This is a genomic window from Crocosphaera sp. XPORK-15E (assembly GCF_034931425.1).
GTDB lineage: Bacteria > Cyanobacteriota > Cyanobacteriia > Cyanobacteriales > Microcystaceae > UHCC-0190.
The window spans coordinates 1-11,822 of record NZ_JAYGHQ010000042.1 but is presented as its reverse complement, the minus strand read 5'-3'; the positions used below and the strand labels follow the sequence as shown (position 1 = coordinate 11,822).

General features: G+C 36.3%; 9 protein-coding genes. 1 reads left to right on the top strand and 8 read right to left on the bottom strand.

Annotation, left to right across the window (positions count from 1 at the left end):
* Window positions 1-638: 638 nt before the first annotated feature.
* The 6 genes from VB691_RS23760 to VB691_RS23735 form a co-directional block, all read right to left on the bottom strand.
* Window positions 639-4,427: an Eco57I restriction-modification methylase domain-containing protein gene (locus VB691_RS23760; RefSeq protein ID WP_323294008.1), complete on the bottom strand. Its 3,789-nt coding sequence runs from the start codon at window positions 4,425-4,427 to the stop codon at window positions 639-641.
* A 4-nt stretch (window positions 4,428-4,431) separates the two neighbouring features.
* A complete protein-coding gene (locus tag VB691_RS23755; RefSeq protein ID WP_323294007.1) occupies window positions 4,432-7,869 on the bottom strand; it encodes a helicase-related protein in 3,438 nt (1,145 codons plus the stop codon).
* Window positions 7,870-7,936: 67 nt separating this feature from the next.
* A complete protein-coding gene (locus tag VB691_RS23750; RefSeq protein ID WP_323294006.1) occupies window positions 7,937-8,134 on the bottom strand; it encodes a DNA-binding domain-containing protein in 198 nt (65 codons plus the stop codon).
* 60 nt (window positions 8,135-8,194) lie between these two features.
* Entirely contained in the window at window positions 8,195-8,392 is a 198-nt protein-coding gene (locus VB691_RS23745; RefSeq protein WP_323294005.1) for a hypothetical protein, read from the bottom strand.
* 9 nt (window positions 8,393-8,401) lie between these two features.
* Complete coding sequence (locus VB691_RS23740) at window positions 8,402-8,689, bottom strand: hypothetical protein (protein ID WP_323294004.1); 288 nt, start codon at window positions 8,687-8,689, stop codon at window positions 8,402-8,404.
* A gap of 6 nt (window positions 8,690-8,695) precedes the next feature.
* Window positions 8,696-8,992, bottom strand: coding sequence for an HNH endonuclease (locus VB691_RS23735; protein WP_323294003.1), 297 nt, complete (start codon window positions 8,990-8,992; stop codon window positions 8,696-8,698).
* A gap of 276 nt (window positions 8,993-9,268) precedes the next feature.
* Here VB691_RS23735 and VB691_RS23730 point away from each other — a divergent pair, with 276 nt between their 5' ends.
* Window positions 9,269-9,862, top strand: a complete 594-nt coding sequence (locus VB691_RS23730; RefSeq protein ID WP_323294002.1) for a transposase — start codon at window positions 9,269-9,271, stop codon at window positions 9,860-9,862.
* Between the two features lie 320 nt (window positions 9,863-10,182).
* Here the strand turns inward: VB691_RS23730 and VB691_RS23725 are convergent, their stop codons facing one another.
* Both VB691_RS23725 and VB691_RS23720 read right to left on the bottom strand, forming a co-directional pair.
* Window positions 10,183-11,466 (bottom strand): GUN4 domain-containing protein, encoded by a 1,284-nt coding sequence (locus VB691_RS23725; RefSeq protein WP_323294001.1) that lies wholly within the window; start codon window positions 11,464-11,466, stop codon window positions 10,183-10,185.
* Window positions 11,467-11,473: 7 nt separating this feature from the next.
* The gene (locus VB691_RS23720; RefSeq protein ID WP_323294000.1) at window positions 11,474-11,692 is read right to left on the bottom strand and encodes a DNA-binding domain-containing protein; all 219 of its coding nucleotides are present in this window, start codon (window positions 11,690-11,692) and stop codon (window positions 11,474-11,476) included.
* Window positions 11,693-11,822: the final 130 nt, after the last annotated feature.

The following is an 11,822-nucleotide window of genomic DNA, read 5'->3' as shown; positions in this document are numbered from 1 at the left end:
TTTATCCTCAGCATTTGATTGGGGTGGCTATTTCTTTATTACAGTCCAGTGATATTGATTGGAGTCAAGTTAAGAATGAGAATGAGTTACGGGAACTGTTAAACCTATAAACTAATTAACCTATAAAGGTATTAGAGGTTTAGAGTATTAAGGGATAATCATAACATCACTTACTCTGGTTTAAACCATTGATAACAAACTAGCTGAATGTCTTGCGCTTGAACGAACTCTAAGGGGTTGCTTTCCCGTTCTTCCTCTGTTTCATGCACGGTTCTGAAGACGAGTCGGAGGGGCGACTCTCCGGCTTAGTTTAACAAAGTGCCGTTAAGACTGAAAGTCTTGTAAAATAAGGCTTTCAAAATTTCATCTTTCCTTAGCACTTTGTCTCTAAACATGGTGTACCAGTTAAACTAAGGTTTATTTGGTACAGAGAAAGAGAACGAGATTTCAAGGGTTTGAGGGGTCTAATTCTCAGATGGTTGAATTGGTACAGTTGCCATAAGTTCTTAGCGTCACTTTTTTCGCAGTTGCTACTCAAACCCCATTACCATAAACTAAAAGATGCTTGCCATTTAAAAGAAAAGATTGCTCTTTAAAGGCTTTAAAGTTTTTGATTTTGATTTCTTTAATTCGTTTCATTATTTGCTTTCCAAGATAGGTTTTAAAATATCGGGACTTCTGACAGCAAATAGTTTGATGCGATCGCGCACTTCATTGTCGGGATCTGTCCATTTGGTATGCAACTGCTCAATGACTTTTTCCTTTTCTGTATCCGAAAGTTTTTCAAACTCCCTGCCTTGCATAACTTCTGCAATATCTCGCTCCACAAACCCCAACACATCTATACCACGCTCTTTCATGTGATCGGGGAAGTAAAAATTAAAAAGGATTCCATCTATTACACTCTGAATTATACTCGAATCCTTTTCATTATCAATCAGGTGAATAATTGAATCGCAAATTAACTTGACTGTTTGATTTTGTATAATCTTTTGCGGATAAGGAATTTTTAGTATATGAAAAATTTTAGTCTCAATAAAAGTATCACCCAATCGTGGTGCAGCAAAAGTTCTAATGTAGTAATTGGAGAACTTTGAGAGTATAAGAGGTAATATTGTTTTTAGTGAGGTTTCATTGTTTTCTGTGTAATTTTTAAATTGTAACGAAAAGAAGTTATTGGACGCATAATTATTCTGATCATAAAAGGCTTTCATTGGATTTCCAGTTCTAGTAATGTAGATTTTGGGAAACTTGAATATCCTTTCATCTCTTAGTGAAGCATAAAATCCTTTATTTTTATCAATTATTTCACTTCTATAATCAACATACCAACCCGATGTTTTTGATACATAGTTTTTAATTGTATCACCAGCCCTACCACCATAATAAAGTGGTTTGCAATGTGAGTGTATCTTTGAATTATGAAATAATAATTCTCTAGAATTTCCTGTATGAATTCCTTCGTGACATTGAAGAATGTCAGAAAGTTTCTTAAATGAGACTAATTGGGCATATAAATTGCTTTCAACAGTTCTAATTTTAAGATTAAATGAATAATCATGCTCTTTCTTTATGAAGTCGCTTTTATTTATTAAATAAGTTTCCAAGACAGGCTTCTTTTCAATAAAATTATATTGAAATTTATTAATTCTACAGTTTTCAGAATTAATATTTTTATTTATTAATAAAACACAAACATCATGTTCAACATAAACAAAAGGTCTATTATCTTCGGGTATTCCAGTGTTTAGATACCATGATATTTCATAAACATAGTCTCGAAGCAATTTTCTTGTTTTTGCAAAATCCTTTATCAAAATACTATCGGGGAGAACAAAACTTATAATTCCATCACTATGATTGACTGCTTCACCGAGAAAATAGGCAAAAGAATTTGGAGTTGATGAATCAATATTTGGATAATAGGTTTTAAAATATTGTTTGTCTTCATTTGAAAGATAAGCGCCCCACGGGGGATTACCTGTAATAATATCAAAACCATCTGAAATATCAAACATCCATTCTGGATCAAAGAAACCAACCGAATCATTCAAATTGTATGGGTCCCAATTTGCTAATTTACTGGCAGTATCAATATTCCAACCATTCTTCTGTAAAACCACAGCAATTTGTTCCCGCAAAGCCTTATCTTGCTCTCTCAGCTTTTTTTTATGACTAGGAGACTTAGAACTAAATAAACGATGCCTTACCTTCTTTAACTCCGCTTCTAACTTCTCGATTTCTGGATTACTATCATCAAATAAATTTAACTGTCCCTTTGGCTTCTCGATTCCAATCAAGGTATTAGCCGCCACAAATTTAGTTTCAAGGTTCGGCAAAGGACGAATCCCAAAATTATCCTTACTCGGATCAACCTTTTGATCGACTACCAACGAAATAAAGAAACGTAGCTTAGAAATTTGGATAGCAATAGACTGTATATCAACCCCATAGATGCAGTTTTCTATTAGAAATAATTTGCGAGCATAATCTGGATAGTTAAGACTTTCATCAAAAGCTTCGTTGATTTCTAATAGACGTTCTTTACGGGCTTCCTTATCTTTCATTTCAAAAACATCTGAACTTTCTTGTCTTGCTTTTTCATTTTGTACTTCTTTCCAAGCCTTATTTTCTGAGTCTAACTTTTGTAAAATATGCACCATTTTTTGCAAAATTCCCATCGGGAAAGCACCCGAACCACAAGCAGGATCAAGAATAGTACATTCATCTAAATCTTCAATAATCCGTCTTTGAACCTCAGTATTTCCTTCAAATGGATTAACAGCATCAAAAGAAACCAGTTGACGCAATCGCCGATCTAAATCTTCCTCTTTATATCCCAACTCTTGATTAAGTAACTCATTTTTTAAATAGGCAATGAGACTCTCATCCACCATATAATTAACAATCTCACGGGGCGTATAAAAAGAGCCTGTTTGCTTTCTGGCTGTCGTCTTTGTTTCAGGATTATAACTAGCCAAAAGATTCTCAAATACCTTACCTAACAACTCAGGATCAAGTGCGACATCTTCTTCAATTGGTGTATTTTCTGTAATTGTAAATTTGTAAGCCTTGAGCATATTGATTAAACCCTTTACCGCCGCCTCTTTGGTTGCCTTATTAGTTACGCCATATTCGGCACTTAAATCAACCTTTTCCTCTACTCCAAAAAACAAATAATCTGGAACAATTAACTGCTCACCCTTAGCCAGATTATCCGAAAATCCGTCAATATAAACCTTATTTAACTTGTCATCTAAGCATTCAAAAAGTCCGCCATTTAGAAAAGGAACAACACCATTCACCATCTCCACAAATCGATCTGGATTTTGAAAATGTTTTTCATAGCGCATCAAGAAATTAGCATCTCGGTGCTGTCCATAGTTATCCATCTTCCGAAAGCCTCTCTCACGATTGTCATGACTTTCCATTGGTTTAATTGGACAGTTTAGCGTTGCAAAAAAGAGATTTTGTAGAATGGCTTTGTAATAGCTACTTTCTTGATTTATCTGCTTAAAGAGTCCTAAGTCTGTATAGGGAGAGATATTTTTAAGAATATCCTTTTGTAAATCATCAAGTTCAAAAAGCTCTTTAGGAATTAACCCCTTTTCTTTAATAAACCAAACAAAAAGTAATCGCGTTAGTAAGCGGATCACATTTTTAGACTTGTGTTCTTGCTTTAAATCCTCAAGACTAACTTTCTTAGCTTGAGCTTCAAGTAAATTAGGCTCTGAGGGAAAAGTTACGCGCCCAACTGCCCAAAAATACCAGTTAGAGAGATCTTTGTAAAAATCCTTATTCAGCAAACTGACGCTAAGGACTTCTTGCCAATATTTATAAAGACTGGCAAACGAATCAACCTTATTTTTGCCCGTAGTCGATATCGCTAAATTCGCCAAAATCCTCTCATGTCCCGAATGTGGCTGCCTGATATCAATATCCCTTAGCAGTGTCACCTTACCCGCTTTTTCACCCTCACGATTATCCTTATATTTCAACCTCTCCGTATTCGCAAACGCCAGATATTCCCTATCAGCATCGACATACTTAAACACCACCACCACAGGCGTATAGCAAAACTCCCGATTAAAAGCGCGTGCTATTTCCGCTAACTGCGATCGCTTTGGCAGTAAATTATTTGAGCGATCTTTCAAGGTTATCCCAAAAATCAATATCCCATCATAATCGGATTTGATTTGGGCGATTTCTAAACTTTGATTTCCTCGAAATGCTGCATCATCGACTACTCCAACAAAGTAAACATCATTAACCAACTTAAAAGACTCATTATCTTTATAAGTATTCTGTAATATATTTTTTGCCGAAATTGGCTTATCATCTAAATAATTAATCGGTACATTTAGCTCACGAAAAAAAGCTTTTAGAGCAGGTAAAAAATCTATTTCATTAAATATTGTTAGTTGCATAATTTTATACCGTTACTAAAACCCAAGTGATTAAATCGAAATTATTAAGCTGATATTTGCCATCAACTGTAACATTTTGCTTGATCCTTTCTATAGCAACCTTATTACCTTTCTTTAAGCCTTGCAAAACTCTTAGCGTTTCATTACCCATCGTTTCCTTGACAGTGCCATCATCCATCACCTCAGTTTGCACCGCCTGACTGGTTAACCAAGACTTGAGAGTATTTACTAACTCAGAGATCGCCACTGGTTCTCCTCGATCCACCGCATCAGGTACAAATCGCTCTCGGTCTTTGTTTAAGGTCAAAAAATCTAACACTTCCTTTTGATTGTTTAAAACTAACTTACCCGACTTGTCGATATAAATCAAATCCAAAACTTGATATTGATGATCGAGCTTCTTTGATGGTTTTGCCGGATAACCAAGCAAAGCGACAATCCCACCCTGATCACCCGTCTCTGCATCTCCCACAAAGCCTGAATAGACACCCTTGGGCATTTGGCGGTATTTATCCCTATCACGATTAAACTCAGCGAGTAAATCCTGTCGATAACGCTCCAAAGACAAACTATCAAAACCTAGACCTTGATCGCTTACCTCGATATCATCCCAAGTGATTAGCATTTGTTCCATCATGCGATCGTTCATCTTGCGGTCAAAGTCTTCGTCATGAGCCATTTTTGCAAAGCTGTCAGAAAACTGATGATCGACCTCTGAGCCAGCCAACTTCATTGCTACCATACGTTTCTCAATCCGTCCTTGAAGATTGAGGTAAGAATTAATATTATCTGACGGCCAGAAGTTAATCCCAAAAATTTGCTCATTCGGACTACCCAGGCGATCAATCCTTCCCATACGCTGAATAATCCGCACAGGATTCCAGTGAATATCGTAATTAATCACCATATCTGCATCCTGCAAATTCTGCCCCTCACTAAGAGCATCCGTAGCAATCAAAATATCAATGGGCTTGGTTAACTTTTGGTGAGTATTTGGATGGTTTTCTCTAATCCAATCTTGCCATTCTGCAAAAGCTTCTAACCCTTGTTTCTCTATACTTTTCTCAGAGCTAAAAGACCATTCCTTTTCACAAAACAGCTTGGTATAGGGTGCAAACCTTTCGAGAACGGCTTCCATAGACTGTTTGCGATCGCTATCTTCTGAGTATGAGCCACTACCAGAGGCGATCGCAATCTTGTCAAAACCTCTAGCCTGTAGCTGCTCAAACAGATATACCGCCGTATCTCGATAGACCGTAAAAATTACTACCTTGGGATTATGGTTATTTGCGCCCGACTTACGTTTTTTGACAATCTCTGCAATCAAAGCCTTCAACTTATCATCACAGGATTTCAGCCGATCCGACTTCTTGGAAGTTGGAGCAATTTCTTTGTCAAGTTTTACAGCAAACTTTTGTAAGTTGACCGAAAGCTTATCTAAAGCATCTAAATCTTGTTTCAAATCCTCCTTAAACTTATCCAAATTACCCACACGATCAATTTCCGCGATACTAATCGGGCGTTTTTTGCCTAGCGTGTACTGCTCAACTGCTTCTGTAAACTCATCGTCATTTTGATCATCATCCAAGTTATCAGCATCATTTTCTAGGATTACGGGCAAGATTACGGGGGCTGCCTTGCTTGCTTGATATGCCTTAATCTTATCTAAAGCATTTTGATGATGATCTTTGATTTTCTCAACTGTTGAGTAAAAGGAGAACCAAGAAGACTCTAACCGCTTCACCATCAGGATATAAATCATTTTGACCAGAAAGCGATCGCGTAGTTTTTCATCCTTCAATACATCTTTTTTTACGCCCGAATTATCATCTAAATAAAATGCTGGTTGATAGCCTGACAGCATCGGTGGGAAATGCTCAAACAACTCCTCAAAGGTTTCAAAATTACCAAGCTGATGTGGTGTTACAAATAAATTTACAGGCTTATTTTTGACAGGAAATATTAAATAAGTCTCCTGACTCTCAACCATCTTGCGAGTTCGGGCAACTAGCAAAGAGTCAGTCAACCTAAAGAAATCATTACCTGAGAGTTTTTTGATAAAATCTCCGATTTTTGGATGTTGATCTTTGCGCCATTCATTAAATATGGTTTGTGCTTGTTTAAAGGAATAGTCAATGTTTTTGACACCTAGCTTTGTTTCATAACCATTTACATCCCCCTGCACCATCAACTTAAACTGATTTCTGGCATCATTGAGAGAGTTATTAATCGGTGTTGCTGATATTAATAAAACTTTGACATCTTGATTATTTTTCAAAATCTGCTCAACCAAAAACTTATAACGATTGGCTTTATCATTCCGCAAATTATGGCTTTCATCAATCACAATCAGCTTAGGTTTATCGTCACAAAAGAACTTATCAGCACGGTCATTGTAAGATTCTAAGCGAGAGCTATTCATATCCGTGTGAAAGCGCATAAAAAATTTGAGCTTGTCACTTTCAAACTTGGATGCCTGGTCTTCCTTGTAGCGTCTCCAGTTATTTTCCAGTTTTTTAGGGCAAAGTAATATTACCTCACGCCCCTGCATCTGGAAAAACTTCATTACTGCTAATGCACTCCATGTTTTACCCAACCCCACTGCATCGGCTAAAATTGCCCCATCATACTTTTGTAACATCCGAATTAAACTTAGAACGCCCTTCTTTTGAAAATCGTAGAGAGCGTTAAAAATAACCGTATTTTCTAGCCTCCCTACTTGGCGATTAAATTCTGGGTCGTTTTCAATTTCTAAAATTTGATTACCAAATAACTCAAATAGAACTTTATAATAAATTTCTCTCGGTGAGTATTCAATAAATATCTTAGTAATTGATTCAATCAAATACTGCTTAAAATCTACTTTTTTGCTTGTACCATCCTTAGAAAAAATCGTTTTTTCATGATGAGCTTGCGGTTTATGCCAAAGTGACTCAAACCATTCAATTAATTCTTTATACTGATTATTTTTTCCCGTTTCAGCAATATTCAACTCTAGATTATTAGCGTACTTTAAACCAATTCCTGCTTCTGTCAGATTTGAGCTACCCGAAATGAAATATTTTTTGCGATCATCTTTGTCCAATGGATCAAAAAGGTAGCATTTAGCATGGCAAAAATTTGGCTCTAAAGTTTTTGCTTTAACTTTATCCTGTTTTAAAAAATCAACTGCTTCTTTTGCTAAACGGCTAAGATTTAGAGCCGCTTCAATTGTAATGTTTTCATTCAGTAAATCTAAGGGATGATCATTGACTTGATCTAAATTAACAATATCTCCCAACACTAGCCGAAATTTCGTAATTTTCTGATTAACCTGCTGCGAAAGATGAGCTAAAGCCCCAACAGTGAAATAGCCTGTAACGATATCAATAGTGCCTTCTTCTGTATATTTATTAATCCATTCATGGACTTTTAAATTGCAATTTTCGTTATCTAATATCATATTATCAAGACCAATGATTTTTTTAATCTGGCACTCCTGAAGGGACACGGGTAGCGAGTGCGTGTCTTTACCGTTCCAAAACCTCTAACCGCTTCTCCAACTTACTGACCCTCTCAGCCAAAGGAACATTATCGCCTTCCCCAAAATAAGTAGCGATCGCGGCGATAATAGCCTCCGTCTGAGAGAGCTTGTTGGTTGTCATGTAGTCTTCTAACCGTTGATAAAGGTCAACAGGCAATCTCGCTGAAATTCTTACACTAGCCATAGGAACAGATTTATAAAATGTCAGACAATAATACTATACATTGAATGAATGTACTTTTTTTCAATTAACCCGATATTCAGCCCCATTTTTACTATCTAATAAATAAGCCCCGCTATCAAGTATATAAGACGGTTTTGCTTCGGTTTGTAGTCGTTCAAGTAAGGTTCTTGCCCATTCATCAGTGGGGGCGTGTACTTCAAGATGTTTGATTAGTTCGTCGTAAGTATCGCGTTTGATGCGGATGTCAGAGTTAGTCATTGTTCTCCTTTAAAATGGGTCAATTCCAACCTTTAATAATTGCTCAATAATTTGATTAAAGTCTTTAATTGATTGAGCTTTATCTAATTGCTTTAACAAGTTTTGTCTATCTTCTTCTTTAGAAAAATAATGTCCTCTAAAACTTGTCCAATGTTTTAAATAGTCTCTTAGTAAATCAGCGTGAATGTCCCTAAAATTGCGACTATTATTTAAGTATTGAAGAACAGCGATCGCTAATTGTCCACTCTGTTCATTTTTCCAATAAACTAGAGTGTGATCAGGGTATCCGTGAATCACTTAAATTTACACTCCTAAATCTAATTTTAACTGACCTGGGCTAATATTTTGCCTTCTGCCTCTGTGCATATAAAGGTGACAAGCACTGCACAAAGGTATTAGGTTAGATTGATGATTATTTGATGGGTCATAATCAGAATGATGGACGGTTAATGTGAGCTTTGTTCTTTGGCTTTTATCGGTTCGCTTATCATCAGTAGATAAGCATTTAAGCCCGCATTTAGAACAAGTCCAGTTAGCTTTTATCTTAACTCTTAAAGCTATTTCATCCCAGTTATCAGGATATCTATCTTTATTTTTCATAGAACAAAAACAATTAAATTATCTCTTATCTTACAACATTTTTAAAACAATTTCAACAGCTTAATTATTATAAATTGGTTATCTTAATTAGTTATTTTAAACAGGAACAGTTAATAGTTAAAAGCCATCAATCATCACGGAAAATTAATGATTGAATATTATGCCAAGACAACCCCGTGATTTACAACCTAATTATTGTTACCATGTGACGACGCGCTGTAATAATCGTGAGTTTAAATATTACGTCATGAGTGTAGAGAGGTTTTTATTTATGTTTTGAATAAGGCTATTAATAAGTTTAAGTTTAAACTTTATGCTATCTGTATTATGAGTAACCATGTCCATTATCTCATAGAACCAAAGCAACCGGAAGATTTACCTAAAATTATGCAGTATATCAACTGGTATACTGCCATGTGTTTTAATCGAATGTTGAATAGAACGGGTCATTTTTGGGAACAAAGATATTTTAGTGGTGGCTTTCCGAAAAATGATTATCAACGGGCTTTAAATACTATGAGATATATTCATGCTAACCCTAAAAGTGCAGGAATGCAGCAGGGGTTTTTCTATGATTTCTCTAACTATGGAATACATGAACGATTAAGTGATGATGGACTTACAGAATGGCATCCAGCGTTTTTGAGTTTGGGTGAATCTCTTGATGAGTGCGCTAAAAAGTATAAGAGTTTCTGTCATAAATATAAGCCAAAACCTAAGTCAGAAAGGCGTTATCATTGGGGCAAGAAATTGTTACCAAAAGTGTTGAAAGTTAAGGATAAAAAGAAACATACTCCAGGGCAAACTAAACTACCTTGGGCAGTTGAAGAAACCAATAAAGATGAGATAAGAGAAGTAGCGATGTGCTGAGCGGAGTCGAAGTGCGGAAAAGTTTGAAGTTGCTAATGCTTATAACCCTCAAGTTGCTATGCAGTTTTTTAATGATGCTTGACCTTTTAACGGGTTATCAGTTGACCTGGCCAAGTTACAGAAATTGTAGATTGATTCTTTTAATCTTTTAACAATTCTCCTGTACTTAACTGATAACTTACTTCAAACTTCTCTGCTGACTTCAAACTTCTGACTTCCCTTGGTGCCAGGTATCGAATTTGGAAAAAGCCCATGACTTCGTAAAAAAAGAAACCAAATTTAACTCTTGACAATGGCTTGTGATGGCGATACACTACAGGTTACAAGTCTGTGCGCGAGAAAAGAGTGCGCGGTGCGCGGTGCCAGAAAAGAGTGCGCGAGAAAAGAGAATGGCACTCCCTCCCTCCGGCTCCTCCCTCGCCCGCCAAAAGGTAATGCGGAAGGTGCGGAAGGTGTGCTACAGGTGTAGTATCAAGTAATTCAAAAGTAAGGTCTGAGTAGTTCAACCAGTTGCCTCCTTTACGCCAACCGACGCGATCGCCAAATTCTTTCCAGATTTCAACATTATACTCTCTTGTCCCTTTTAGGTCATCAATGTAGATTTTCTTTTGAACACTGAAGCCAAATTTACCGTTACTGTATTTAACCCAAAGTTGATCGATGGTGCGTAAGTCCTCACAGGGGAAGTTATCAATATCTTCAACCCTTAAGTATCTTTCCGAGACTCGGTTAGCAGCTTGAAGCATTACGTTAGCGGTTTCCTGGTCAGCTTCTTTCCATTTACCTGCTGCTAGGAGGTCACGGAGTTTAGTATAGTCAACGCCTTTTGCGCTTTTGAGTTCTATTTCTGCGGTTATTATTTTTACAGGAAATTGAAGCTGTTTTATTTGTTCTTGTAGTTGAGTAATTATTAAGCTTTTTTCTGATAATTCTGATTGTGCTATTTTCAGTTTATCAGACAAGTTTGAAGCTTGCGATCGCTCTGTTTCTAATTGCTGATTTAATTGATTAATTTTAGAGTTAAGTTCTTTGTTTAACTTTTCTATTTCATCAAGTTGCAAACTATTTGGTGTCTGTTGATTTCCTTTAATCCAACCAATGATATTATCTCGCCGTTCAAAATCTTTTAACGTTAAAATAATCGATTTTTCTATATCATTAGAATTTTCCCAAAACTTAACCATTTTAGAAGTTACTGACTTTTTAAACTCATGATATTTACTAGGGTTATCTCGTTCTAAATGCTTCTGAAGATCTCCCTTTTCCATGGCTCTTTTATCAGGATCTCTAAGAACACAAGAAAAGATAGGGATATTCTTTTCTAAAGCATATTCATATTCAAGATGAGTGTAACTTTTTCCTTCTTTGTTGTTGGGGTCGATACTACCATATCTTCCCCCTAAAATAAGGAGATAAACATCAGATTGATCTATCCAATGTTTAATAACTTCCCATTGAGATTGATCTCCTGCGGTGAATAATTCCATCCCTGCGGGAATATGTTTAGCTTCTAGGATAGCTTGTACTGCGGCTTGTCTTTCTTCAATTAAATCAAGATAGGTAGAAGATACGAAAACTTGTAATCTTTTAGGGAAGTAAACCATTTTAATTTTACTTAGCTTCTCCCTTTTCCTTTGTTTCTAATGCGGCCATTCTTTGTTCTAATTCTGTCATCCTCTGACTTAATGGCACATTATCAGTACAGCCAAGATATTCAGCGATCGCACTCACAACCACATCAGTTTTAGACGTGCCAGTTTTGTTAACATAGTCATTGAGTTCATCAAAAAGAGAAGGAGGAACTCTAACGGCAATTTGTGGCTTACGCATCACGTTAAACCTCTAATTTCTTTTAATTATACTAGCAACTGTCAAAAAGCTGTCAGCCAGTTTAAATTTAACTCCCTTCAAGAACCCTTAACAACCGTTCCTCCAACTCCGTCAACCAAGGGCGATCTAT